Source organism: Oligoflexus sp. (assembly GCF_035638955.1).
Classification (GTDB): domain Bacteria; phylum Bdellovibrionota_B; class Oligoflexia; order Oligoflexales; family Oligoflexaceae; genus Oligoflexus.
Map to the genome: position 1 here is coordinate 1 of NZ_DASQYZ010000079.1, position 26,115 is coordinate 26,115.

The window sequence follows — 26,115 nt, forward strand, 5'->3', positions numbered from 1 at the left end:
ACTTTTGGAAACATGGGATTGCTGTCTTTTGGAATTCAATGGCGAGGCTGATCATGTCCATATTTTGATGGCACTCAATCCAAAAGCGCAGCCATCCAAACTCGTGGGCAATCTGAAAACGGTAAGCTCCCGCCTTATCCGAAAGGAATTTGCCGAACACATTCAAAATATTATTGGAAGCCGATTTTTTGGAGCAGGACGTATTGCCTTCTGACCGTTGGTGGCGCTCCACTTTCAGTGCTCAAGCAATACATTGAAAATCAGGCTGAAGTGGAATAGGCCGCTCACCTCGCTTGGCTCGGATCACGGCAGTCGGCTTTCACCACCAGCCAAACCCGTCTGGTTCCTCGCCGGCTCGGGACGGGCTATGGCTGGAGTACTTGTCGACAATCCGATAGATGAGCCGGCAATGAGATTTCAAAACGAAATTTCTAGAATTCCCCATCAAGAATGCCTGACAAGCAGGACCTTGATAGCCCCTGGCTTACCCTGAAGACAGCGTCGTACGGCATCCATTCCAATACCAGGTGACTTGGTCGCACACGAGGCATTTTAAATCGCCCGCGATCAACAGCAGGACAGAACCGCCTAAGGCCGCCTGTCCTGCTTCTCTTCAAGACAGAAATTCCTGGGTCAGCTTTTTCACCAACTCGGTGGAAAAGCTGCCAATCCAGTGGCGGACCAATTCGTTATCCTTGAATTGCTCCCAGATCGCTTCGATACCTTCCCCATTGGTGGACAAAGCGCCCGTCACGTGCTTCACGATTCTAACAAACTCGGCCTTGTGCTCGGCTTCCATCGCATTGAACCAGTCCAGAAACACTGCAAAGACCGTGTCGGCGCTTTGTTCGGTATGCGCGCCGGCCTTCTGAGCCAGGGCGTCACCGGCCATCTGCTTGGTGGTATCAATGATTGCATTCAAGAGATCCATCCGCACACTCCTTCTGCCAGGAAATCAGGTTCAAATATCGACCGCATAGACAAAGCTTTGCTTGGGATAGCGTAGATACCGCTCCGTGATCAGATCACGCAGCTGCTGATTGCCATCCACGTAATCGCGTGTGTACTGCTCGGCTTTGTTCTTATCACCTTTGGCTTTGATACCACCAATCTCCTGAGCCATTTTCTTGATGGTAGCGGGCATTTTAGCGAAGTCGATCTTAAATGTTCCGCGATCCTTGCCGTTTGCCGCCACGCCGTCGGGATTGAAGATCACAGCTTTTTCTTTCAGGAAAAGGCCGAGTTGAATCGCGGCCAGCTGGCTGTACGCCTTGCGTTCCTTGCGCGCCGTCCACATGCCTTGAGACACATGACCGAAGGCCCATAGCACGCTATCCATGTAAAGGGATTGCGCGGTTTGCTCGGTAATGAATCCCTGCTTTTGGAGGGAGTCGATGAAATAAAGGCCACTGGTTTGAGCTTTCAACTCCTCCAGCATCGAGGCAAGCTGCCCACCGAACAGTTCGCCATCACGCTTGCCGCGATAGGCATACTCGTGGGATGGCCCCAGGTTATGATTGATTTCGTGAAGGATGGTGTTCACAATGCTCACCGTTTTATCAGTGGTCAGATGGACCAGATCGTCCTTGACAAATAAGGACTCTGCCCGCTGCCGAACCATCATCGAGCTATCAGTGTCCTGATAGACGTTGCTCATGGCCACGGTGCGGCCACGGCCTTCGTTGGCCACTGGCCCCCAGTTCGGCAGACTTTGACCCACAGTCAGACCAAATGCATCACGATCATCACCGGCATTGAGAGCGATATCGATAAAATCCGGCAGATGAAAAGACACCTTGCGGGCCTTATAGGGAGCCCCGATAAGGCGGGCAATATCCTCTTCCATTTTCTGCAGACCTGGCGAAAGAGTATTCTGCCACTTCAGCGAATCCTTGTTGATCAAGGCAAAGGTCATATGAACACCAGCCTTGCGCGAGCAAGGTTCCCAATACGTTTCATCCGGGCCAATCCTTAAATAAAATTTGGAATTGGTGGCACTCATCCGGGACCAGGCCTCATCCGCGGGCACCCAATCATTGCTGCGAAAGCTTGCGGCCGCGGCCAGAATATATTTCTTAAGAGCCGCCTCTGACTCGCCCAGAAGGGCTGCCGACGCTTCCAGATCCTTGGCCACATCCGACATCAAATCGCGATAAGCCTCGGTATACGGAACGGCTGCGAATTGGCCTTTATTTTCCCGCACCACAACGAAGGGGCTCATCAGCTTCGCATTGTCTTTGTGCTTCTCGAAGGTTTGACAAAAATTAGGATCGCTCTGCATGGCGGTCGGATAAATATCAAAAGGCACATTCGTCATGCCGGGGATGGCGGTACAGGCCGGATTGTTTTCCAACTGCGGTGAACGGCACTTCGGTCCCCAGTTGCGGCGGAAGAGACTTTGACTGGCCACATCATCGGCTGGGACCTGCGCGCGAACGGCATCAAGTCCCGATTGCCGGGCATACAGCGCATCGATTTTCACCGACAGCTTCAACATGCTTTGCGCAAAGGCGCGTTCCGATTCATTGAGCTTGCGCAGGTCGTTATAAATAACCGTCGGCAGACCCGAATTCAGGTCCTGAACCACCAGCTTCAAGCGTTCGTCCGTCGGTGCTGGAGCCTGCGCCAGGGCTTTAATACGGGTCAGAGCGTCGTGAAATGCAGGCGTGAAGGTTTTCCCATCCGACCATTGTTCCTGAGTCGGATAAAACTGCAGGGTTCGGACTTCATCAGGATCGATGGCCTGGTTGTTATTGGCATCGTTTTCCCAGAGCAAAGGCAGATTCAGACGGACGGCAAGGCGATTGAATTCCTTGCGATCCATACGAAATTCAGTCTCGGAACGATTATCCTTGGGAACAGACGTGCACGATACAGCGAGCAACCCCGTGAAAATTGCGGGCCAGCGCCGGGAAAGAAACGCGATCATAGAAAACCCTTTTGCGTAAAAAATGCCAACCTACGCGCAGGATTCCCCACGCGTGGTTTTCACCTTAACAGGATTGGTTCGGAAAGAACACCCAATGGGGCAGGAATTAAAGGGCACGACCGGCTTTAAGCTCCTGAATGATGAGATCAATCTCCGGTCCCGTCAGGTCCATAAAGAGTCGTGGCGGCATGGCCAAAGGATTCGCTGGATCCTTGCGCAAAATCTCGAGGCGATCGATTGCATTTTTGGCATTCAAGGCGGAACGTTCCTGCGGGTTCTGATCCGCGCGAAACAAGGATTTACCAAGCGTACTGTCGAGTTTTTGATTGTGACATCGCTGACAGGCCAAAGCCAAAAGCTCCTGGCCTGTTGCATTTTGCGGCGCGCGAGCGCCATAACTTGCGCTCAGGCGATCGTCCAGCGCCTCGCGCAGATCCGGGCGGCTTTCGACTGTGGTCGCAGCTTTCCAGCGGGTTTTGACGTCACCCCATCTATTTGTATCCAGAATGGAATTCGCCCACGAGGGAAATGCGATCGTTTCACCTTTTATAAATCGATCCCAACCTTGCAGCCACGCCTGCCCTGGTCCTTTGTCCTTTTGAACTTCCTGCTCAATGACTGCCGATGCAAATCGATTTGGCTGCTCACCAAAACCGTTAGCCTTTAACAGCCAGACCAGTTTTTCAGGATCCGAGGAGCTGATGAGATGAGCCGGAACACCTCCCACCCCCTCATCGGGACCATGAAAATCCCGGAACATTTGAATGAGGTCCTGCCCTTGCGTATCATCGCGATAAAAATGCGACCAGGGTCGATCCATTTCCTGAAGCCGCAGCATTTTATCAGTCAGGGGGCCTTCCGGCTGATGGCAGTGTGTGCAATCGAAGACGGTATTGCTGAGATAGATATCTTCATAAATGGTGATGGCCTGCCACTGACTTTCGATCGCGGCGGACTGCAGGTGACCCGTGGAGCAGTGACCATTTTCATTGCAGGCCTGCGTGAACTCAACCAGGAAAAAATTCAGTTTTCCAGACTTCGGCTCGCGGGCAATAAGCTCCACAAATTGATCACCACGAACAAATCCCATCACAACAAAATCCGTCATTGCTGTGTTGGCATCCTTGGGCGCGGTGAAAAGAATAACCCTTGGATTGATGGGCGACACGAAGCGGGCGACAAGTGAAGTGGAATGACCAGTCAAAGCCCAACCCGGCGTCACACCAGGCTGACCATTGAAGTCCCGGCCTCTCGGCGTTTTATCGGGAATGGCGAGACCCAGAGCTGTCTGCAGGTCACGCAGGCTTTGAATAACGGGAACGTTGGCTTGGCAAAACACCTGGCGGACCTTATCAAAGTCCTGGCTGCGTTGGCTGTCAAATCCAAAGCAAAGCTTCTTACGCATCTCCTCGCCTTTGGGAAAAGGCGTAAGGGCACTATGATACTTCAGCTCCAGTGGGGGTACATCACGTTCCGTCGCGTACCAGCGCTGATTCTCCTGACTTTGAGGCCCGCTGGTTTTCGCCGCGCGAAGGCAGGCAGCGGAGCTCAGAAAGAGGCTTACAAAAACCAGCCATCGCGCATCGAACATGAGCATCCTCTTCGTTGAGTCAGCAGGAAACATGTGCTTCCATTATAGCAGAATCAACCAAGGGATAATAAAAGCCATGGCGGCTCACGTGTATTTACGGAGTTTCCTCTGGAGGCTTTGCCGGTGGATCCCCAGGGCTTTGGCGGCTTTGGAAATATTCCCGTCAAAGTCCTGCAATATTTTTTCAATATGCTGCCGCTCATGTTCATAGAGGTTTCGCGTTTCGATCATCTCGTCCGTCCGCGTCGGCGGCCCGAGCCAGGCACGTTCGATGTCATCGATCGAAGCGGGTTTGGCAATATAGTTCAAAGCCCCAAGTTTCATGGCCTGAACAGCGGTTGGAATGCTGCCGTATCCGGTGAGCATAATGGTTTGACAGGTGGGATAATAGTGCTTCAATTGAGCCAGGGCATCCAGCCCGCTAGCGCCATGCAATTTCAAGTCGATGATCGCATGCGAGGGCACGAAGGATGCGGGCACATTCCACGGTTGAAGTGAGGCACAACCGTGAACCTGATACCCGCGCTCACAAAATTCCTGGGCCAGGGCCTCGCGGAACATCGCATCGTCTTCCACGATCAATAAATGTTTCATAGTGGCAGCACCAACGACACCTGGGTTCCCCCACCCTGTCCCGGCTGAAATCCCAGACTCCCGCCAAGCGCCTCCAGCAGCGAGGAAGCATTATAGACACCAAGTCCGGTGCCACTGGCCTTGGTCGATACAAAAGGTTCTCCCAATCGATCCCGGATACTGGTATCCAGCCCACGACCTCGATCGGTGATCATGATATGCAGACGTTCAGATTCGACTTTCATGCTCACCCGAATATCAGCCGGCTCCTGGTCCGCAGCTTCCTTGGCATTATCAAGAAGATCGAGCACCGCCTGGGCCAGGGGCGTAACGGGAATTCTAGTGATCACATCATGAGTTCCTTCGTCCACCGCAACGCTCAGGTTCACATCGGGAAAATCCAGATGCCATTTATCACAGACGGATTGGATAAAGGGCGCGAGATGAGTGTCCTTGAATAAGAGGGATTGAGCATCGACTCCCGTCGCGAAGAGGCCTTGGATACTGCGTTCACATTGCTGCAGAGCAGCCTGGGCCACCCGCAACTCCTGACGGTGGGTTCCATCCGAATGACGTTGCAGGCGATCCATCATAATCTTGATCGTATTGAGCGGCGTGGAAAGTTCATGCGAAAGCTGGCTCGCTACGATCCCCATCGCCCGAAAATTATTTAACCTTTGCCGTTGACGCTGCAGGCTTTCCGCATGAATCCGTGCCTGTTCCCAGTGATCCTTCAACCAGAGCGTCATCGCCCCCATGATGAAAATCACCAGGATCTTGACGCCCACTGTCAGGACCGTTGCCACCTCATGTCCGTGCGCGTTGACCATTTTCGGTTCTGTAAAAAAGCAGACCAAGGCCAGAGCCAAAGCCGACTCCACTAAATAACCCACGGCCAGGCGTCGGGATAAAAGAATGGGCCCCATGATGGCCCCAACAAACAGGAGGGAAAAAAATGGATTTTGACAGCCCGAGGTCAGGATCAGGAGTCCGGTCAAAGCCAGAAGGTCAACTGTGAGTTCAAGAAAAATTCCGCCCGTGACGTGAATAGATTTCGAACTCATATTCCAATAAGCCAGGCCTGCTACGATCATGAGATAGATTCCAATCGTCAGCTCGTTCTCCACCAGATAGCCGGTTTTCCAGGCCGGATACATGACCGCAAGCTGCGCTCCTATCACATACCATCGCACCCGTCGCAGCAGGGCATGCTTCGCGTATGTTTGTTCCTCCCCATCCCGACTGGACGACGGGGACATTTCCAGCAGGGGCTTGATCCATTGCTGATGGGTTTGACGCATATTCGACTTCCTGACCTGCAACAATTCGCTGCGTTGGATCCATGATGAAATTCTTTTATACCAAAACAGAAGAGTTTTAAAGGAGAGTCCATGAAAGTCTGGTGGATGGGATTGTTTATTTTTACCCTTGTGTCATGCGGTGATGCTGACAAAAATACGGCGGACCCGCCGGCACGTCCGACAGGACCCGAACAGGAGGCGCAGGCGCCTTACGCTTTCAGCACCTATCAGACATTCGCAGTAAAAATTGTCTGGAATCATCCGCCTCGCTCCCAGTCTCTCGACAATAGCGCCGAGGTCTATTTCGTTGATAAAAATAACCAAAACCTGGTCGACAGCCGCCTGCTTCGCTTTCACCTTTATATGGCAAGCATGGGTCACCCCTCCATCAAGGAAGAGGACATGGTCTTCAACCAGGTGGCGCGCGGACACTGGACGGTGAGTCGAATTTTCTTTTCCATGGGTGGATCGGCTGGGTCCTGGGTCGTTGATCTGGAAGCGGAAGTCGAGGGTCAGCAGGATAAAGTTCGCGTGAGCATCCCACATGAAGTGGAGTAACGGCCTACTGCTGACTTTGGCTATCGCAGCAGCACTGCGTTGGCAACCCGCGTGGGCCTGCTCGTCCTGCGGAAGCGGCGCGGCTGATCCGGTCATCTTAAATCCCTTGGAGCAGCGCAAATTTTATCTGGGCATGACCCTGGCCCACAGATTTCAGGCTGTTGATGAGCAGGGTCAGACGCGCAAGGACTACGGCCCGGATCGTAAAACCAAATTGGAACTGGCTTATGCGCATCGCCTGACGTCGGCGCTCTTTGTGAGTCTCGACACAGGTTTGGGAGAAAATCGAAAAGGATCGCGCGCCAAAACCGGAATGACCGACACCGCTTTGAATCTTCGTTGGACGGCCTTGATGCAGGATGTGACAGAACCCTGGATTCCCCAGGTGCAGCTGGTTGTATCGCATCGTTTTCAGACGACAAAAAGTCTTCAGGATTCCAAGGAACTTTACAATCTAGATTCCTTTGGTGCCGGTTATGATGAAACCTTTGTGGGTGCCGATGTCTGGTTTGGAATGCAGCCCATACTCTTCGGCGCCAGCTTTCTCTATTCCCAGCCTTGGGAAGAAAACACCCGAAGCGGTCGTCTGCAGATGGGCCCGACTGAAAAATGGATTGGCACGCTGGGGTATAAGCCAGCCGAAACCTTTAAAATTATCGGCGGTGTGGTCCGTGATAAACGAGGGCCCATTGAACTGGACGATCAGCCTTCGCCGGTGCCTTCGGACAAACTTTCGCATGATGTCTTTCTCACTTTGGAAACCATGCGGGTGGAAGATGATAACTTTCGCCTGAGCTGGAGTCAAAAAGCCGCTTTCGGTTCCAACCGGAATGCCACGGAGACGCTAACCTACACACTGGCCTGGATGAAGACTCTATGAAATGCCTTGCGCTTATCATGGGACTGTTGGGACTCGGCTCACCCCTGTGGGCTGATTGCCGGCCCGTAAACATCACGGAATTTCGTGAAGCGACGCAAAAAAGCCCCAATCGGGTCGTGTTCTTTGCATCATGGTGCTCCAGCTGCGCGAGTCATATCACAGCGGATCGCATTCATGACACTATCTTTGTCGCGTCAGCTGATACCAGGCCGAAAGCGGATAAAGTTCTGCAGGTCTATTTAAAAGATCGAGCCTCCGCTGCGACCTGTTTCTTTGACAAAGATGAATCCATTGCGCAAGCCTTTGGTGTTCGTAACCTCCCCGTAGAAAAATACATTCGCGATCTGCGTCAACCCTAGAGAGAACGCTTGGCCCAAAGCCCCCACGCTACACTTTGGGCCGTCCAAGTTTGTACGGATGACGGCCGTACGGTCCAGCCCTGCTTCGCGCATTCCTGCTGCAGCATCATCACGGCGTCGTGAATGGTGTGGCTGGTTAAGAGATCATAGAGATGCGCCTGCGGCTGGGGCAGGCAGCGATGGATAAGGCCCTGCGCATCCCTTTGAATTAACCAGTATTGAGTCTGCGCGTGAGCTTCTGGACAGGGAAGTGCCCCTTCGCCCTGCAGGTCAGGCAACTGCAGGCAGAGATCCATGAGCGCCCAATCTTCATCAATAAGCATCCAGTCGGGAGCCGAATGTAAGGAAAGCAATGCGGGATGGGATACCCTGGCATCTTCCCAATGCCAGGTCTCATAGTCAGGAGCCAAGAAGACCTTGCTGCGCGCCTCATCGATGCGGGCTGCCTGCATCCAGACAAGCGGTTGATTCACGTCACGCAGATAATTCACGAAATGCCGCTGGATCGCTTGCAAATCATAATTGCGCGGCGGAAATTTCTGCAGGTAGGCGATGCCGAGATGATTGAACGACCAAAACCCCATGAGTCGGGCGGTCAGAGGGAATTCGGTCTGCAGATGGTTCAGCAGACGGAACCAATATTGCCGCTGATAATCGGCAACCCCTGCCGCCGGATCACGCACGGAGTTATCCGCTCCCAGTTCCAACCAAACGGGGGGAAGGCTGGGTTGAAGCGTTCCCTGATGCGACGCGAGAGGGGTCTGGAGAACTTCACTCCAAGACTGCTGAAAAGGAGCCAACCACGATGGGGCGGACCTCATGATTGAAACTCCCGCGCTTTCTGCATTTCGGCCACCAGTCCGGGCATGGGAGGAAGGTCGTCATCCCATTCCAAAAGGGTTGGGAACGGTCCTCCCATGGTCCATGCTTTTCGATACAGATCCCAGACATTCGCATCGATCGCACGATCATGAGTATCGATGATAGTGCCGTCAGGACGCGTGTTATGTCCCGCCAGATGCACCTGAACCACCCGATCAAACGGGATGTGTTGCAGATACTCCAACGGATTGAACTGATGATTCTGGCTTGAAACGTAGATGTTATTGATATCGAGCATAAAATAAACCCCAGCCTCGTCCACAACCGCCCGATAAAATTCCCATTCGGGCATTTCACTTCCAGCAAAGCGCACATAGCTGGATAGGTTTTCCAGTGCAAAGGGTCGCCCCAAACGTTCCTGAACCCGGCGAGCCCGGTCGGCTGCGTAGCCGACCAGATCGCGGGTGTAAGGTGTGGGCAAAAGATCGTGATGCGAAAATCCATGCGCCCCTGTCCAGCACAGATGATCACTGACGAAGGGCGGATCCACTATGTCCGCCAGTCGGCAAAGGGCCTCGAGATAGTGTTCATTCAAGGGTTCATGACCGAGCAAATTCAGGCCCACCCCGTGCATGACCACAGGATAATGGGCTCTAACCTGGGCCAGGTTCTGCCGCGGAGGCTTCGCTGGTCCCATAAAATTCTCGCTGATAATTTCAAAATAATCGACGAGCGGACGCTCGGCCAAAACCTTCGCATACAGAGCCGGCCGCAGGCCGAGCCCTAAAGCATCCCGAGCGATTCGCTGGTCGGTCACGGCGTCTCCCGCCATTCTTTGGTTTCCAGCGGCAGCGATCTGAGATGCGTCACCAGCCTTTTCATTTCGGGCAGAGAATAAGTTTTATAGAAGCCAGGCATGTTCGCAAAGGCACTTCCATCCGCGTTGATGCCATGAATTCCAAAGGCGATCGTGGCCACCATAGCCGCATCGGATTGAGCCTGAAACGCGGCAGCCTCGGCTGTTGCGTCGGCCCCTGGGGCAATCGGCAGAATGAAGGCCGTCTTGCCTTCACCGTGACAGAAGTTGCATTGAATATCAGCATCGCTCATGGCGACCCCGCTGCCGCCTTCCAGAATCGCAGCCCCTGTCAAACCTCGGTCCTCGGGCAGGTCCACGCAACTCATACCGCCGCAGATGTTGGCAGCTTTGCAGGTATGCTCACTGAGTTTTCCGGACGACGTGTGAAAGGAAACGCCGGCACAGGTATTGGAACCCGAGCAGCTGGCATGGGTTTGCATCACGCCCCCTCGCGTTTCGCAAAGATTAGAGAACGTGGCTTTGGTCATCGTGGTATCAACCGTTGTGGAGGTAATAGCAGCGGCAGGTGCGGACACTTCCACGATCTTTTCATCTTCTTTGTTGCATCCCACCAATCCTCCACCCATCAGCCCCGCCAGAGCCGCTGCCAAAAGGGTCGATGACAATCCTGTTTCCGAATGAGCGACAGACATGATTCATCCTTTCCTGGAATGGAATCTATAGAATCTGAACGCAAAGATCGAAGGCGCGCCCAGAAATAGTTCGAGCTTTATGAAGTGATGTCAGGTCGAAGACGTCTATGCTTTTGGATAGGGAGGTTCCACGCGGGGATAAAACTGACTTAAGGCATGGCTTGAGGGAAAGGTGAGAAGTCGCTCGGATTGAATGCGGAAGTACACATACTCATGCCAATTCAAGGCCGGAGCATGAAACGCCATGAATTGAAAAACAGAACACTGACAAAGCCGTTTGGATGTGAAGGCCGGGTCGTTATCATGGGCGGGCAAGCTGTCCTCATGACAAACATGACCCTCATGCGCCGTCACAGGATCGGCCCATTGATGCTGCAGCATCGCCATGACGAACTCACAGCGCGGAATCGAAACGAGCACAATATTCAAGGTCAGGATAATGAATCCCAACCATTTTGCATATCGCCGCCAACTCCGATTGACACTCTGCACCGCACGACTCCCAGGGTTACACGGAACGCCTGAAGTCTAACAAAGCCCTGCTGGCAAGACAACGCCTGAGCCGAAAGATTATCGCTCATCGGCCAGGGGTTGAATCTTTCGGTGGGGGCTTGGTCGGTGTGGCTTGAGGTTTGGGCCTTGGGTAAAAAAACAGCGAAGGATGAATAGACATAGTCGGTTACTCCAGAAGAGGTTGGCTCCCGATTTGCAGAAACGATGCCACATAAAAATCCTTAAAAAATCGCACCTTCTGGTAGGCTGCTCAAAAATTCCGGTCGCTCTACGGGACAAAAGCGGTCCAAATCAGGACGTCCTCACAATTTCAAGACTTTGCAATAAATCCTGTGGTTCTGCGTCTAACCCACGACTTCAATGATTGACCCACTCTTAGGATTTTCTACTATGAATAAGACCGCTTTCGCCCTCACTTCCACCACCGCCCTTATTCTGGTCATGGCGTGTCAGCCCAAGACTAAAACCAAAACTGAATACGTCACTGTTGAAGTGCCCAAAAAGGATAAGGTCTATGAATTCACCCGCGAATCCTCGGGCGATCCGGTTGAGGTTCAGGTTTATGACCCCAATTGCAACGATCAGCGCGGTCTGGGCTTAAGGAGCGCTCTTATCGCGGAAGCCTTGATTGGTGTCGACATGGTCCGCACGAGTACCACCATCGAAGAGAACATCTGGGAAAACGCCAAGGAAAAATCCATCACGCGTCAGACCTACGAAATGGACTATATAAGCCAGGGTCGCCCCGTCGCCCTCTGCCGCGATGCCAGCACTATTCCCGTCAACACTCAGGAAGGCGCTGCCATCAGCATGAAATCCGATGCCGACACAGCCCATGCGTTGTACCAGGCGGTTAAAAATAAGGGCAGCCTCACTCTCCCGACCCTCGAGCCTATCTATCTGAACGCTGCGATCAAAGTCAAAATGATTGACCGCTCCGTGAATGCTGATGACGTCGCCCGGGAAGACACCGAATACCAGACAGACAACGCCGTCTTCATGGGTGGCACGCATCCCACACTGATCTCGTATCCGCAGAGCAAGCAAAGCCAGCAATTGAAACTTCTGGGCGGTGAACCTCTGTGGGCGATAAAAGGCGTTTTCCAGCACGAATTTGGTCACTTCATTTTCTCAACCATGATGAATGAAGGGGGCGCATCCTTTCTTTCGTATCACGAGCACGCGGCGGCGCATCCCGACCTGCACCTTTTCCAAACACCGGCCTCGACCCTGGCTCGCATCGCCAGCCAGCCAACTCAAGCGGCTAGTTTCGGTGAGTTCGTGAAGTCACAGGATTTCTTTATTGGGTCCTTGAACGAAGGTTTTGCTGATATGTGGGCTTACTACTCCCTGAAGCAGCCGGCTGATATGTTCGATATCAGCTGCTTTGCCAAAAACCGTAACCTTGTTTCGCCTACCTTTTATAACGGTATCAGCAAAAGCTGGGACGAAACCCTCTGGAATAAGACCTTCAGCACGAAGCTCAGTGAGGAACTCCAGGAAAAACCCACATCGCCGATTGAAGCCTGCAGTCAGCCGTTTTTCTCGGATATTCATATCATCGGCGCCGCCATGGCCCACACGGCTGATGCTGTGTTCGCCGCGGCTGTCCCAACGAATCCCACTCAGGACTCGTCCGTCTTGAAAGCGGAAATGGCTCTTGCCTGGTTAAAATCCATCAAGGCTTCCAACGAATTTGATGATCTGGGTGGCAAGGCGAGCCTCAGCCGCATTATGAATACGGCCGTGGGCACCAGCATCAGCTACCTGAAAGGTGCAGATAAAACCGCACTGTGTAATGTGGTCACCAGTAAGTTTCCCGTCCTGGTGAAACGCTGGAAAGATGCCAAAACTGATAATGAAGATGTTTCAGGCGTGGTGAGCTTCTGCTCACTGTAAAAACAGAATCCTAGTGTACAATCGCAGGTTCCTCGACAGGAATCTGCGATTTTTTTATTCAGTCCGTTCCGCAGCGCGGGCCATATCGTCACGAAGCATCTGCTGCCCCCGGCGGGCCCAATGGGTGATCCGCTGTTTTTCCTGTTCATTCAATCGAGCCCTGCTATGCATGATGCGGTAACGCAGAGGCGGCATGGAACCATCTGTGATTACTTTTTCCACAGCGATCAGATCCTCAAGAGGTGAGGCATGGCTTTGAAAGGGATAGCCGTTGGAAAACTCAATGTGCTGCCGCGCTTCTGCAATGTCCTTTTTGATCCACTGACTCACACCAGGCATCATGGAATACCAGGGATATTGAGTATCTCCAGAATGACAGTCAGCACAGGCTTTTTGAAACAGGGGTGCAACAGCCAATTGATAATCAGCCGTGATTTCGACCATTCGCCTTTCGCGCTCATCGTCTGTCGTTGGCCTGATTTTCGCCTTTGGCGCCTCTTCCCCCTCATGGGCCCACGCTGGAAGTCCACCCAACGCGACCAGAGACGCGATCAACAGGGTGGCGTTGCGTGAGTTTAAGCGTCGGATTTTCATTTCAATTCTCCCAATTCCGGCTCAGGCTTGGACAACTCATCTTAATGAGCGAAGCACAAATTGCATGAGAAAATGATCAGGACTCGTGCTATTCCAGCCGTCTCTCTCTTGTGTTAAAACCAGACTTTACCCGTGAGCACCATCTTTGAAAGGAGTTTGCATGCTTCGCAATTTACGCATGTTCCGTCTTTCAGTTCTCTGCGCTTTGTTCTTATCCAGCGCTGAAGTTATCACCACAGCAGCAGCAGCATCTGCACCCGAACGAGGAACCTTGATTGAATCCGCTCTCATCGCGTCGTATACCAAGGAGCAACTCAACGCCAACTTTCAGCGACTCGGTCTACAGGCTCGGTATGGAATCAAATTATTTCGAGTTAACTACCAAAGTCAAATAAGTCCTGGCACAGGGCTTCCCACAGAGGCTTCCGGGTTGGTTATCATCCCGGATGTCACGGCGGAACACCTGCCCTGGATCAGCTTGCAGCATGGCACAGTTGCCGGCAAAAAAGAGGCCCCTTCCCTGAGCCCCAATGAAGGCCTTTACGAAGCCTCGCAAGGTTTTGTGACCTCCGTGATGGATTATCTGGGATATGGCACGTCCGCGAATGAGTTTCACCCTTATTTGATCGCCTCAAGCTATGTCCCGGCGGGCGTGGATCTCTTGCGAGCGACGCGCAGCCTCACCGCAGACCAGGGGATCACCCTGGGCAAACTCTTTCTGAAAGGCTACTCTGAAGGCGGTTATGCGACGATGGCTCTGCAAAGGGCCCTGGAACTGGATCACAGCACAGAGTTCACTGTCACGGCATCAGCACCCTCAGCCGGCCCCTATGACCTCGAAGTGGCAGCTTTGGCCGCGCTCTCACGGCCTGTGTCGAATCCCCTTATCTCGTCCTTCCTGGTTCTGGCCTATGATCAATGGCTGGCCCCAGAAATCGATCTTGACGCTGTCTTTGCGATCGATGTGACCCAGTTGAAAAGTCTCTATACCAGTGGTGTGAGCAGCTCTGACATCATGAAAGCTCTGCCGCCCGAAACGCGTAAACTCATCGAAGGCGACTATCTCGATGACTTTCTTCGGCCTGTACCGCTCACGGCGCAGGCCCAGCTCATGCGGCGCCTGCTGGTGGAACAAAGTCTGAATCAGGATGCGTGGGTTCCGGTGACGCCGACCCGGCTTTACCATTGCGCTGAAGACGAAATCGTCGCGGTCGAGGCTACCGAAAAAACGCTCGCTCATTTCAAAACACTCAATGCCGAAGCTCCCGTGACCGCAGTCATTGCCCGCAGTCCCGATGCCAGCCGCCCCTATTCCCACGGTAACTGTCCCTTCATCTTCGCACCGGTGAGCTGGTTTTCGGAAATTCTGGCTCAATAAGCAATATCTCCTTCTTTCTCGGGCTGGGTAAATTGGTTATAAGAAGACCAGAATACACCTGGACCCGAGCCCCCTCGAAGGAGTGTCGAATGCGATACATACTCTGCCTTTGCCTGCTCTTCGGACTCTCGTACCCCATGCACGGGTCCATTCATGTGGATGGCGCCCGCTTTCGCACGCAGGATGGCCGGCAGATCCTGCTGCGAGGCATCAACGTCGGCGGCGATACCAAGGTTCCACCTTTTCGTTCCATTCGCGGGGACAAGGATTTTGCACCTCTGCGCGGTTGGGGCTTTAACAGCGTGCGGCTCCTGTTCAATTGGGAGGCTTTTGAACCACAGGCAGGCGCCTACGATTGGGATTATCTCAACTCCTATAGGCAGACGGTGGACTGGGCCGCTCAGCATGATCTTCTGGTGATTGTCGATATTCATCAGGATGCCTTTTCCCGCTTTGCCGTCAGGGGCTGTGGCGAAGGATTCCCTCGATGGGCTTTGCCACCGTTTCAAAAAGCTGCGGTACCCGATAACGGTGAGGCCTGTAAAAATTGGTCTGTGCAGATGTTTTTGGACATTTCGATGCACACGGCCTGGCATCATTTCCATCGCAATACATACGGCGTCAGAGACCGTTATCTGCTGATGGTGCAGCATCTGGCCCAAGCCGTTGCCGATGCACCCAACCTTGTCGGTTTCGATCTTATGAATGAACCCTGGGGCCTGGAAAAGAGTGAACTGCCCACCCTCTATCATGATGCAGGCCGCATCGTACAAACGATTATTCCTGGAACAGTCCTGTTTTTGAGTGCGCATGCTTTGACCAGCACAGGCCTGATTGCGTCCCAACTGCCGCCCATTCCGCTCGACAATATCGTCCATTCCTCACACTTCTACGATCCTGGACTGCAAACCTTCCAATCCTGGAGCGCCTGGACTTTGCAAACAACGCAAGGGCACTGGCGGAAAATTCTGCAGCGCTGGTCGAGCCCCTTGTATCTGGGTGAATTCGGAGCCCCGGCTCATCTCCCGAACGCGGCCGATTATATCGATGCCATATACGATCTCATGGATCGCGAACTGTATTCGGGAGCGCAGTGGGTTTATACGCCCCAGTGGAATGCCGTTACCAAGGATGGATGGAATCAGGAAGATTTCAGTATCAATGATGATCAGGGTCGCTTGCGTGGGACGTATCGGCCGCGGCCTTTTGTTGAAGAAACACCCGGTGATATCGTCAGCATGCAGTGGAGCGAAACGGCGAAAACCTTATCTTTGGTCTATGAACCACGCGTTCTACCCGAGGAAGTCAAGATTGTCATTCCCGCTCGACTCGAATGGATCGGGGTTGAGGTGAAAGAAGGGGAACGTTCCCATCAGTGTGAGATGGAGAACGCCCATCGTCTGCGCTGTGTCCGGGATCAGGGCCCACGCCTGACCCAAAGATCGCTGACCTTTTTATTTCGAGCCCGTTAAACCTTGGGGCTGGCTTTATGCCAACGAGCCCCTTTGGTGAGCCAACCCTGAAAGAGAAGGGCGAGAAACGGTCCGGCCAGAGCCACACATCCCAGGATCAGCCACATGGCCTCGGGCGTTTCCCAGAAAGGAACGGTTCCGGTCCGCAGACGCTCGCCGATACCTTCAGGAACCCAACGCGACAGCATATGTCCCGACAGGACGCTGACAATGGTTTTCGCCGCGAACCAGGGCACCATCGACAGCCCCAGATACGATCCTTCCTGTCCTTCGGGAGCGATCGCAGCCGTATATTCCTGCAGTTTCGGTGACCAGATCACCTCGCCGATGGATAAGAAAATCATGCAAAGAACGGACAGGGCATAATAAGCCGGCACAAAATCATTGCGCATCCAGCTGACGCCCAGCGTCTGTCCCAAAGACCCGAGAACCTGCCCCATGCTTTGCCACGGAATAACCAAAGCGAAGAGACTCAGAGCGGAAATCATCGCACCGTAGACCAGCATTTTAAAAATATTGAATTTGTTGGCGAATGGAATAAAAAGAATCAGGCCCGCCACAATCAAAATAGGGTTGATAGCGTTAAGCGTTCCGATTGCAGCGTCCTCGCCCATGACCCGGGTCCAGTATTTGGGCATCAGCAGATACATATAGGTAAAGACCGCACGTACACCAAGCAGCAGCGTGACGAGGACCACAAAGCGCCAGAAGGCAGACTCACTGACCATGGCTTTCAAAATAGTCAACGGATTGGGCTTGGCAGCAGATGCGCTCGCCTGGATCTGTTGCGCCGTGCGTTCCACAAAACGGCCGTTATCACCAAACTGATCCTCGCGCCTGACCATGAGGAGCATCACACCGAGGGAAAGCATGGAAGTGATGACACCAGCCGCGATGACCCAGGTGCTGCTTAATCCCAACGACAGGCGCACAACATCGACCAGGACGCCAGCGGAGGCGGCGCCGATATTCATAAAGAGATACCAAAGATTGAAACCTGCACTGCGCGACCGTTCGCTTGTATAGCGCTTATTTGCAGACTGAAAAACGGTTTGCACCATGGCCATCGACGGCGCCATGGCCACAAAGCAGGCGGCGACCAGTGGCACGCGGAAAGGAATATCCGGGTTGAAAGCCAGGAAAACGACGGCAATGGTCGCGGCCGCTCGGCTCAGCATCGCCAGCCAAAGCGATTTACGAATCCCCAGGGAATCGGTGGCGAGACCCGAGAAAAGCAGCAGAATGGTAGTCAGGGAGGTGAACAGGGTGACAATGTATCCGGCATTGTTATCATCGAGCCCAATCTGGTCCGAAAGAAAAATCGTGACGATACTGAGCAAGGCAAAATAAGCCGTACAGTCGAGGAAATTGATGATCTGAATGCCCCAGTATTCGCGGGGTGTTTCCTTAAGGACTTTAAACTCGCGGAAGTAGTCCAATATCAACTGACTCGCAGATTGACCTGGAGCCTGCGCCGGGGCCTTGTCCGTCATGCGTGGTACCTTTCCAAACAATGTCCTGAGGGGGAAGAAAAACCTGGACGGTTATCCCGCAGAGCCTGCCAGAGGTCAAGTCCGATCGGCTTAAACTACGCCACAAATACGGAAAGGGCCAGGATTTCTCCTGGCCCTCCACACTCACATAAAGGAGGCCATTCTCTAATTATGGCTTGAAGGCGGAAGCGGGAACGTAGGTGTAAGTGCTGGTTCCTGGAACCTTCCAAAAGAGTTCCAGAGCAATGTGGTAGCGAGGACCTTGGAAGTATTCCATGACGATTTCGTGGTCGCCGGCACTGAGCGTGATGGATCCGGTGACCGCCTGCTGAGCATGCTGGCCATCGTTATCCACTACGAGCTGGCCGTCGATATAGAGTTTGGCCCCGTCATCGGCATTCAATTTGAAGTAGTGTTTACCACTCTTGGTCACATTCAGATGACTGGTGGCGCGCAAAGCGAACCATTCAATCAACTTAGGTTGACCAGGGAAACCATCCGACCAGGCCCGGTTGGGAATCTGGAAGGCGTCCATACAAGCGGTCACCGTTTGCTTGGCGAACGAGGTAAAGTCGGGCAAACGATTGGTGTCATCGGGAATCGCATAGACTTCAGCCTTGATGGGGAAGCCCTTCATGTCGTTGGTACAACCCACGAAGACTTGAGCCGCTGGTTCCAGTTTCAAAGTCGTACTGGAAGCCTGAGTTGGATCAGCTTTGGAAACCGCGATAATTTTAACTTCGTAGGCTTCCGTACCCGTGGTTGGGCTCACGTAGGTGTTGCCATTGACGATCTTGCCAGGATCCTTGCCGGCTGGAGCCACGACGGTATAGATAACGTCGTTGGTTTTTTCGCCGCCCAAGGATGTCGAGATGCTGGTGGTCTGTGACCCAAACCGCAGCTGCGTTTCCTGCACATCGACAGCAAAGTCGCTGCCTTCATCCGCCCCTGGGATGGACAGGTTTTCGATGGTGTTGAAGTCATCGTTGTCGTCCAAGCTTTCAGAAGTTGCAGCGGTGGCATCAGCACTATTGTCTGCAGATTCGTGATCGACAGAGTCTGTGGAAAAGCTTTCAGCATTTTGCTGCTGTTCCATGAGTGCGGACATTGCCTTTTCCTGGAAGGCCGGAGTTTCAGACCCGCAGGCAGCCACTATACTGGCCATCAGCGCTAGGGAAAGGTGCTTTTGAGTCAAAGACTTACCCAAAGTCATACAAGTGTCTCCTCTATGAGTGTCCTGATTGATTGCCGGTAAATGATTTACCTGCAAAGAGGACAACAGACTCTACGGCAGGAATTTTATCTTCCTTCCTTCCCCGTAACAAGTACCGGCAGAAGCTTGACTTTTTGAGGAGAAATTATCAGAGGCGGGCAAGGCGGGTTGCATATTTTTTTGAAAAACCGGTTGGATGACTGATTCTTACGGAAGTCATACGCACGGGAAACCGCGCGTACTTGACGACTTTCTGATTCAAGGTATGAGGGTCGAGTCACTCACGATGACAGCGACGTGTTTATCCTGGCGGTCCCGCACCCCGAATCGCAGACCCGGTAACCCAGAAAATCACCGTCCAGATCCTCTCCAAGTATCGACTGCGATGCCGCCAAATCCAGAACCTGAAAATCCCGTCGATTGTTACGAGATAATGATTCAAACACAGCATCGTGCAGTATGATGACATTGCGCGGTTCCCTTTCGAGATGAGAAAAGAGCCGCGTGCTCGACGCCCCATAGGCAGAGGCCAGGGCGATGGCACGCCCCCATAGATTGTCGCGGATCCGCCCCGAACGCGAGAAGTAGGATTTCACCGAACCATGTACGATGCCTATCGAGCAATGGATGTCATGAGCTGCATCCAAGGCTGCCAGCATCACCTCGAACTCGGCGATCAGCTTCTCGGCCAACAGCACAGCTGAGTCCGCTTTAATAGCCCCAATCTGATGGAACGGGTAGCCGATTGAACAAAGAAAACCATCGCCCATTTCGCGGACAATATAGGCGTCAGAATAAAACGTGAGGGGATCATAGCGCTCCATCAGCAGCTGGCGACAGCGAATCATGAAGTTCTCCACCCATTCCTCATAGCTTTCGTTCATCAGCGCTGACCCGCCCATGATTTGGAAGTAAAGAATGCATGCTTTCTTCTCACCCACAGGCATGGTTTCTTCCACCCTTTTGCCGGCTCGAATCTGTAAAATCTGATGCGGATAAAATACCTTGGAAAGCTGATCAAAGCTATGCAGAAGGAGGTTATCTGTTTGCTTGCGGGCCGCTTCCGTCACAAGGATTTTGTGTCCGATCGCCAGCACCATCAACACATTTTCTGCGGCCACTCCGTAAAACATGATGAGATTTTCAGATGAGTCGATGGAGCCCATCCAAATCAATAATTGAATGAACCCGCTGATGAGAAATGAACCAAAGGCTGCATTAAAGATCATGACATGCGGTTGACGGTATTTATAGTAGAGTGAAAAACCCATCCACACAGTGCTGGCCTGTATAACAATGGAGAGGATCGAGCCCGCGTATGCTCTGGCAATGGGGTTGACCAGCTCGAGTCCCGTAGCTCCAACAGAAAGCCCGGCAAAAACGAGAAAAAGCCGATGCATCGTCTCCGAGTGGCGTTTGATCTCGAGAAACTCATCCACGAACAGAGCTGTGAAGACCACGCAGAAAAGAGATAAGACGCCTCCATAGCGGGAATAGTTGGGAAAGTCATAAACCGACCATACCCAAGTTGCAAATATCGCAAAGGACATGAGATAGCCCAAATAGTACACATAGATTTTCTTGCGATAGGCAAAGACCAGGGCAACTGTGAAAAATGCGCTCATGAGTAGACTTGTGATGACGGTCTGAAAGCGCATCTCGCTCGCATGTATGGACTTCCTCAGCGCATTAGAGTCACTCCAGAAGGTGAACGTCGTTTGGTGCACAACAGCGTTGGTCTTTTTACGAACGTAGATCCATGTGGTTTTTTTCGCAGGGAGTTCGATCGTCACAATGCGCTGATCCAGGGCGTCCCGGTAATGAAGGCTGCTTAAGAGATCGGCACCCTGGTAGACCTCGAAGTCGTCGTAGACGTTATGAGGATCGTGCAGATAGATCTTTGCCGATCCTTCAAAAGAATTATAAAAGGCAAGGCGATACCAGTAGTTGGCTGATGAGTATCCATGGTTGATGACCGCCGACGTTCCTCGGACAAAATCAGGCCGAAAGGCCTCGTCCGTAACACGATCGATGGATTCCTCACCCCTGTACCAGAATGTCAAGGAACCCAGGGGCTTGCCATCCAATGGTTCCGATATGTCGATCACGTCTGCACGCAGCGAGGCGGAGCTGATCACAAAGGTCGACCAGATCAGGATAAAGAAGCGAAAATAGTGCAAAACATCCATCGAATTTCATCTGTATTGGGAGTGGACCCCACCTATCGTTGTTTATCCATCGGAATTCTGTTGGGATCATGAAGCTATTTATGGGTGGGTCGGTCAGCCCACAGCCCTCAATTTATGGCAGAATCTACCGACATACCGTTGAGAAGAAGTTCGCAAAAACCCTGGGCGCTGTGTCATGTTCAAAATCATTCTGACATTCATTGTGCTCATCGCATTCCATCAGGAAACTCATGCCCAAAGTCATTTGACAATCTCGGATAACTTTGGGGAAATGACGCTTTTTCCTTTCGACATTCTCACGGACTCTGATGGCCATCTGAATTTTCGCTCCCTTCCCAAAGACAGCGCAGCCTGGAAGCCGGCTGCTTCACCGACCTTGAATCTCGGCTATACGTCAGCCTCCTATTGGTTTCGATTCACGCTTTCCAAAAGGACGACCAGCCTGCAGCGCCTTTTCCTGGTGGTTTCCTACCCCCTCCACGATCGCATCGAAGTTCATAGACCGAATCAGCAAGGCGCCTACCAGGAAGTCGTGACGGGAGATAACTTCCCCTTTTTCGAACGCCCTATCAAGGTCACACGCTTTGTGTTTGACCTGGATCTTGATGAAGTCAACGGTCAACCTGTTTATATCAATATTCGGAGCGGCAGTTCGATGCGTATCGACATGCGGCTCTCTACGACGGAGCGCTTGCTGGAAAGGAATCAGCTGGAAACAGCTGCGTTCTTCCTCTTCTATGGAACGATGTCAGCCATGATACTCTATAATCTCCTGCTCTATATATCGATTCGCGAAAGGACCTACATATACTATGTCCTCTATATCCTGAGCCATACTCTCTTCCAGATGGGCCTGAATGGACATCTTTTGCAGTTTGTGATGCCGGACTTCCCCAACCTAGCGTCAGCCATGATTCCCATTTTGGTCGGCACAACGAGCATCGGCGTGAGTTTATTTACGCAATCCTTTCTGGAGTCGCGCACGTTCACCCCGCGTCTTCACCGCGCGCTTCAGTTATGCGTCCTCCTGGGCTGTCTGCTGATCGCGCTGAGTGCTTTTCTACCCTATTCCAGGATCATTCCCCTGGCGAACATTCTTCCCTTTTACTTTTCCATTGTCTGCTTCATCAGTGGCATGATTCGCTACCGCCAAGGCTATAGGCCCGCCAGCATCTATTGTCTGGCTTTTTTCGCTTTTTTTATGGGAGTCATCCTGGCTTCAGCGCTCACGTTCGGCTTCGTTCCCAACACTATGATCACAGAGTATGGCGCACAGATGGGGTCGACGCTTGAAGTGATTATGCTGTCGATCGCGCTGGCCAGCAAAATCAATGGTGAACGTAAAAGTCGCTACGAAGCGCAAAAGAACGCCCTGGCATTGGCTCTTGAAAAACAGCACTCCTATGAGCAGATGGAGAGGCTTCTTTATCCCCATCAACTGGATATGATTCAAAAGGGATTGCCGATTGAGACGACGATGCCAGCGGGTCTTGATATCGCCTGCGTGCTGTCTTTTGACGTCATGGACAGCTCCAAAGTGAAGAGCGAAGGGTTTAGCGAGATCATGGAAGAGTTCCTTGCCGACTGCCGCGAGCTTATGATGCGCGGGTATGATGGCAACACTCTGACAAGTGCGGGCTACATGATCAAGGAAATGGGCGATGGCTTTCTTTGCTCGGTCGGTTTTCCACTCAAGCAATTGGGATCATCCAAAGCGGAGTGCGCTGTAGAACTTGCCCGGCAGATCATCGACAGATTCACGCGGCTGAACGAAAAATTAGACGCGCCGTCTCCTGTCTATTGTTGCATTGGTGTGGCCATGGGTCAGGTGAAGACCTATTTTTCCAAATCCGGCTCCGTGAAATACGATATGTGGGGCCGAGGGATTATTCTGGCAACACGGTACGAATCCTTGCGGAAGGAGATCCTGCAAAAGCTTCCGTTGGAACCAGGAAATATGCTGATCCTGCAGGAGGATGTCTATTATTCCCTGCCTGCACATGTTCGGGCACAGTTTCAGGTTCATAGCCTTGACGGACTCGGCCTGCAGGTGCGTGACCATCCCGAGGCGACGACATTGGTCTTTTTGCAGATACCGGCGGTCACCACATTCCTTGAAGCAAGCTAGAGGTTAAGAACGTGCTCATGAAGATAATCGTGGAAAAATATCAACGCTTGGATCGGCGGAACAAGTCTGGCCTGATTCTTTCGCTGCTCGGCGTGGTGGCTTGGAGCTCGGCTCTCGTGATCATTTATTTCTTTGGGATGATCTTCAAGCAGCCTCCCCAGATCAATATCATACATTTTCTTGTCGTCCCTATCTCCCTTATCTTCATCAGTATGATCCTGAACTTTTTTGAGCTGAACAAAAGATGGAATGCGAACCCGAATCGCTTGACGGCATTTTTGACCAACCTCCATGGCATTTGGGGGCTTTATGTCGGCCTGCAAATCAATAAAGATTATAATGGATACGTTGTCCTCTTTCTGTTCTCCTTTGGACTTCTCTTTATCAAAAACAGCTTTGGTTTTTGGGCAACGATGGTCTTTGCTCTTACGCATTTGGCCATGGCCGTCTTCATGCTTATCGCTCTCAATATTGACATCGGCACCGACGAGTACATTTTCTTTACTTTCTTCGTCCTTTATGGCACAAGTTCCGCATTTATCAACGAGTTGAATCGTCGCCGCAGCCTCCATCTTAAGAGTGTCATTGCGCAGAGGAAGCATGGGTACGAACAGCTCGAAAAGATTCTATACCCTCACCAGATCGCTCAGATTGCTGCCGGCGCCATCGTCGAGACCACGTTGCCTATTGAACAGGGCTACGGATGCTGTGTGATGCTCGAGGTTGTCGATAGTGCCAAGATCAAGCATGAGCTTGCGCAGGAGTTTATTCGCGAGATCTTTCGCCTCTTCAGTCTTCAGCTGCGTGACTCTTAGGATGGCGAGGCCCAGATTGGCAGGGGTTTTCGGGTGATCGAGCTGAACAATCGATTCGTCTGCTCGGTCGGATTTCCTTTGCAATGTCCCAACCATGAGCGTCCTTCCCGCCTCTCCTTGAAGCTGGCTCAGGACTTTATTCATACTTTTCACGAAAATATTCTGAAAATGGATTATCACCGCACCATCCACTGTTCCGTGGCAATCGCATCAGGTGAACTGGAGGGCTTCTTTACCAGAGGTTTTCCCATCGAGTACCATCTGCATGGCGAGCCACTCATCAAAGCCGATCAGATCAATGAAATCAGCAAGCAGGCTCGGAAGAATGGACTGTTGGAAGGTTCGACCATTGTGATTCAGGATCGGGTTTACAACAGCCTCAGTTCCGAAGAACGGCCCAGCTTTACGGCCATTGAATGGACCAGTCGGCTTACGCTTCAGAGCGACAGCAACCATTCCCAAAAACTCTATTACCAGAGAGTCCGGTATCAGGATGAGCTGCTGGATGAGAGAAATTCCGCCTAATCCGCATTGCACCTCTCCCTTAGCTTGTGCCAGTTACGTTCCGGCTCTGATAGACCTGAATCAATCGCGCATACCAGATCACGCCCACGGCATAGATCGCAGCCGTAGCCCCAAAGACCCAAACAAAAGAAAAACCTGCGTCCCGCAAACCGCGAAACAGCTGCGAACTTAAAAACCAACTGGCTGCCCAGAGGGCCTGCTTCAAAGCACTGGTCATCTCGCGGTTGCGAGGCCCGACCAGATTCATAGTGAGCTCCGAGACGATGGGATTGGCCATATTCATAAGAGGCTGACGCAAGAGGTAGCAGATGGAAGCCAGAACCATGGCACCGGTGGAGGGAGCAAAAAATTCCGAAATTCCCATCATGGCGAGCGCGCCGATCGACAGGCTTTGACTCCACACGATGGCCATTCCATAGCCGAATCGCTCCAGGATATGCGGTCCATAGAGAGACCCCACGGTGACCAGGAATGTGGCCCCCGAACTTATCAAGGAAAAATCCTCATAACCCATGGCGAAGGCATGTTTAAAAAATAGACTGATGAAAGGAATGCTTAAGCCCGCCCCGACACCGATGATCAGACTGGGTGCGAGCGCACGCGCAATCAGGCCCCAATCATAGTCTCGCAACGACGACAGCGTCGCTACATTCTCTTCATCGGGCGACGGCCGGTCATCCCAAGGCCCGATCAGCATCACAAAACCCAGGCAGGACAGGCCTGTAAAAAGAGCCAGCATCAAGGACTCAGGCAAGGCCTCGGCGCGGGCATGGTTCAGGATATAAAAGAAAATACCAAGCAGAAAAGTGGTCGTGCTCCAATTGGAAAAACTCAGGGCAATGGCATGGGCCTGGTGCTGCACTTTCTCATGCCGCAGAATATAGGGAATGACCAGCACCTGAATCATGGCCAGTCCAGCTCCCACCAGGACATTCCCCAGTCCCATCAGGCTTTCAGAATGCTGCGGAATAGCCAGCAGGATGAGCAGATACCCGAGCGGCACCAGCACCGACCCCGCGCGTAAAAATGGCAAAAGACGCCGGCGTCGCACGAGCAGACCGAGAGGGAGCGCAAAGATCAGCACGGCCAGAAAACGAAGGGACAGCACCTGCGCGATCACGGCATCGGAATAGCCTTCCTTGCTCATGTAAAAATTGGCAATCAGAAAAAAAGCATTGTGAACCAGCTGCAGAAAGAATTCGGCGAGGATGGCACGCATGACAGAAGGCTGCAGGGACAGGTAACGCCGGAAAAGTGAGTGCATCAGAGGTCCTGTCTGGGGAAGGCGGGATCCACACGGACCCTGGCCTCCTCATTCTGCCACAGGCTGAAGCCCGATCCCAGACCCTTCCCATAAGCGAAAAAGGGCCG

General features: G+C 52.6%; 26 protein-coding genes. 10 read left to right on the top strand and 16 right to left on the bottom strand.

From position 1 onward, the window contains the following. Positions 1 to 214 (top strand): transposase (locus VE954_RS07495; protein WP_324951255.1); only part of this gene is annotated, 214 nt, incomplete at its 5' end. Beyond that, the gene (locus VE954_RS43740; RefSeq protein WP_349263805.1) at positions 211 to 279 is read left to right on the top strand and encodes a hypothetical protein; all 69 of its coding nucleotides are present in this window, start codon (positions 211 to 213) and stop codon (positions 277 to 279) included. The genes VE954_RS07495 and VE954_RS43740, both read left to right, overlap by 4 nt. 334 nt (positions 280 to 613) lie before the next feature. On the opposite strand, the gene VE954_RS07500 is transcribed toward VE954_RS43740, so the two are convergent. The 5 genes from VE954_RS07500 to VE954_RS07520 form a co-directional block, all read right to left on the bottom strand. After that, positions 614 to 931 carry a hypothetical protein gene (locus tag VE954_RS07500; RefSeq protein ID WP_324951257.1) on the bottom strand — a complete coding sequence of 106 codons (318 nt, stop codon included), beginning with the start codon at positions 929 to 931 and terminating at the stop codon, positions 614 to 616. Positions 932 to 961: 30 nt separating this feature from the next. Then, positions 962 to 2,929, bottom strand: coding sequence for a hypothetical protein (locus VE954_RS07505; protein WP_324951259.1), 1,968 nt, complete (start codon positions 2,927 to 2,929; stop codon positions 962 to 964). Positions 2,930 to 3,035: 106 nt separating this feature from the next. Continuing rightward, positions 3,036 to 4,520: a hypothetical protein gene (locus VE954_RS07510; protein ID WP_324951261.1), complete on the bottom strand. Its 1,485-nt coding sequence runs from the start codon at positions 4,518 to 4,520 to the stop codon at positions 3,036 to 3,038. 84 nt (positions 4,521 to 4,604) lie between these two features. Next, entirely contained in the window at positions 4,605 to 5,114 is a 510-nt protein-coding gene (locus VE954_RS07515; RefSeq protein WP_324951263.1) for a response regulator transcription factor, read from the bottom strand. Further along, on the bottom strand, positions 5,111 to 6,394 hold the full coding sequence (locus tag VE954_RS07520; protein WP_324951265.1) for a HAMP domain-containing sensor histidine kinase: 1,284 nt from the start codon (positions 6,392 to 6,394) through the stop codon (positions 5,111 to 5,113). The genes VE954_RS07515 and VE954_RS07520 overlap by 4 nt, the downstream gene beginning before the upstream one ends. A 90-nt stretch (positions 6,395 to 6,484) precedes the next feature. Here VE954_RS07520 and VE954_RS07525 point away from each other — a divergent pair, with 90 nt between their 5' ends. The 3 genes from VE954_RS07525 to VE954_RS07535 are packed head-to-tail and all read left to right on the top strand — an operon-like array spanning position 6,485 to position 8,191. Next, entirely contained in the window at positions 6,485 to 6,952 is a 468-nt protein-coding gene (locus tag VE954_RS07525; RefSeq protein WP_324951267.1) for a hypothetical protein, read from the top strand. Further along, positions 6,939 to 7,832, top strand: coding sequence for a hypothetical protein (locus tag VE954_RS07530; RefSeq protein ID WP_324951269.1), 894 nt, complete (start codon positions 6,939 to 6,941; stop codon positions 7,830 to 7,832). Before VE954_RS07525 ends, VE954_RS07530 begins: the two co-directional genes overlap by 14 nt. Further along, positions 7,829 to 8,191 (top strand): hypothetical protein, encoded by a 363-nt coding sequence (locus tag VE954_RS07535; protein ID WP_324951271.1) that lies wholly within the window; start codon positions 7,829 to 7,831, stop codon positions 8,189 to 8,191. Before VE954_RS07530 ends, VE954_RS07535 begins: the two co-directional genes overlap by 4 nt. On the opposite strand, the gene VE954_RS07540 is transcribed toward VE954_RS07535, so the two are convergent. The 4 genes from VE954_RS07540 to VE954_RS07555 all read right to left on the bottom strand — a co-directional run bounded on the left by VE954_RS07540 (position 8,188) and on the right by VE954_RS07555 (position 11,017). Next, positions 8,188 to 9,012, bottom strand: coding sequence for a putative DNA-binding domain-containing protein (locus VE954_RS07540; RefSeq protein WP_324951273.1), 825 nt, complete (start codon positions 9,010 to 9,012; stop codon positions 8,188 to 8,190). The genes VE954_RS07535 and VE954_RS07540 overlap by 4 nt on opposite strands. Further along, positions 9,009 to 9,830: a DUF692 domain-containing protein gene (locus VE954_RS07545; protein WP_324951275.1), complete on the bottom strand. Its 822-nt coding sequence runs from the start codon at positions 9,828 to 9,830 to the stop codon at positions 9,009 to 9,011. Before VE954_RS07545 ends, VE954_RS07540 begins: the two co-directional genes overlap by 4 nt. Continuing rightward, the gene (locus VE954_RS07550) at positions 9,827 to 10,525 is read right to left on the bottom strand and encodes a hypothetical protein (protein WP_324951277.1); all 699 of its coding nucleotides are present in this window, start codon (positions 10,523 to 10,525) and stop codon (positions 9,827 to 9,829) included. Before VE954_RS07550 ends, VE954_RS07545 begins: the two co-directional genes overlap by 4 nt. Positions 10,526 to 10,630: 105 nt before the next feature. Next, complete coding sequence (locus VE954_RS07555) at positions 10,631 to 11,017, bottom strand: hypothetical protein (RefSeq protein WP_324951279.1); 387 nt, start codon at positions 11,015 to 11,017, stop codon at positions 10,631 to 10,633. A 411-nt stretch (positions 11,018 to 11,428) separates the two neighbouring features. On the opposite strand from VE954_RS07555, the gene VE954_RS07560 reads away from it, so the two are divergent. Beyond that, entirely contained in the window at positions 11,429 to 12,937 is a 1,509-nt protein-coding gene (locus tag VE954_RS07560) for a hypothetical protein (RefSeq protein WP_324951281.1), read from the top strand. A 54-nt stretch (positions 12,938 to 12,991) separates the two neighbouring features. Here the strand turns inward: VE954_RS07560 and VE954_RS07565 are convergent, their stop codons facing one another. Continuing rightward, positions 12,992 to 13,531, bottom strand: a complete 540-nt coding sequence (locus tag VE954_RS07565; protein ID WP_324951283.1) for a heme-binding domain-containing protein — start codon at positions 13,529 to 13,531, stop codon at positions 12,992 to 12,994. Between the two features lie 160 nt (positions 13,532 to 13,691). On the opposite strand from VE954_RS07565, the gene VE954_RS07570 reads away from it, so the two are divergent. Continuing rightward, entirely contained in the window at positions 13,692 to 14,909 is a 1,218-nt protein-coding gene (locus tag VE954_RS07570; RefSeq protein WP_324951285.1) for a hypothetical protein, read from the top strand. An 89-nt stretch (positions 14,910 to 14,998) separates the two neighbouring features. After that, a complete protein-coding gene (locus VE954_RS07575) occupies positions 14,999 to 16,381 on the top strand; it encodes a glycoside hydrolase family 5 protein (protein ID WP_324951287.1) in 1,383 nt (460 codons plus the stop codon). Here the strand turns inward: VE954_RS07575 and VE954_RS07580 are convergent. From VE954_RS07580 to VE954_RS07590, 3 genes are all read right to left on the bottom strand, one after another. Next, positions 16,378 to 17,874, bottom strand: a complete 1,497-nt coding sequence (locus VE954_RS07580; RefSeq protein ID WP_324951289.1) for an MFS transporter — start codon at positions 17,872 to 17,874, stop codon at positions 16,378 to 16,380. The two genes, VE954_RS07575 and VE954_RS07580, sit on opposite strands and share 4 nt — an antisense overlap. Before the next feature lie 169 nt (positions 17,875 to 18,043). Then, positions 18,044 to 19,087, bottom strand: coding sequence for a PA14 domain-containing protein (locus tag VE954_RS07585; RefSeq protein WP_324951291.1), 1,044 nt, complete (start codon positions 19,085 to 19,087; stop codon positions 18,044 to 18,046). Positions 19,088 to 19,368: 281 nt separating this feature from the next. Next, complete coding sequence (locus VE954_RS07590) at positions 19,369 to 21,276, bottom strand: 7TM diverse intracellular signaling domain-containing protein (protein ID WP_324951293.1); 1,908 nt, start codon at positions 21,274 to 21,276, stop codon at positions 19,369 to 19,371. A gap of 175 nt (positions 21,277 to 21,451) precedes the next feature. Between VE954_RS07590 and VE954_RS07595 the strand changes: the two genes are divergently transcribed. After that, complete coding sequence (locus VE954_RS07595; RefSeq protein WP_324951295.1) at positions 21,452 to 23,404, top strand: 7TM diverse intracellular signaling domain-containing protein; 1,953 nt, start codon at positions 21,452 to 21,454, stop codon at positions 23,402 to 23,404. Here the strand turns inward: VE954_RS07595 and VE954_RS07600 are convergent. Together VE954_RS07600 and VE954_RS07605 are read right to left on the bottom strand one after the other, a co-directional pair. Continuing rightward, a complete protein-coding gene (locus VE954_RS07600) occupies positions 23,401 to 24,006 on the bottom strand; it encodes a hypothetical protein (RefSeq protein ID WP_324951297.1) in 606 nt (201 codons plus the stop codon). The genes VE954_RS07595 and VE954_RS07600 overlap by 4 nt on opposite strands. A gap of 24 nt (positions 24,007 to 24,030) precedes the next feature. Then, the gene (locus VE954_RS07605) at positions 24,031 to 24,315 is read right to left on the bottom strand and encodes a hypothetical protein (protein ID WP_324951298.1); all 285 of its coding nucleotides are present in this window, start codon (positions 24,313 to 24,315) and stop codon (positions 24,031 to 24,033) included. On the opposite strand from VE954_RS07605, the gene VE954_RS07610 reads away from it, so the two are divergent. Beyond that, positions 24,298 to 24,744 carry a hypothetical protein gene (locus VE954_RS07610; RefSeq protein ID WP_324951300.1) on the top strand — a complete coding sequence of 149 codons (447 nt, stop codon included), beginning with the start codon at positions 24,298 to 24,300 and terminating at the stop codon, positions 24,742 to 24,744. The two genes, VE954_RS07605 and VE954_RS07610, sit on opposite strands and share 18 nt — an antisense overlap. Positions 24,745 to 24,763: 19 nt before the next feature. Here the strand turns inward: VE954_RS07610 and VE954_RS07615 are convergent, their stop codons facing one another. Next, positions 24,764 to 26,008 carry an MFS transporter gene (locus tag VE954_RS07615; protein ID WP_324951302.1) on the bottom strand — a complete coding sequence of 415 codons (1,245 nt, stop codon included), beginning with the start codon at positions 26,006 to 26,008 and terminating at the stop codon, positions 24,764 to 24,766. Between the last annotated feature and the right edge of the window lie 107 nt (positions 26,009 to 26,115).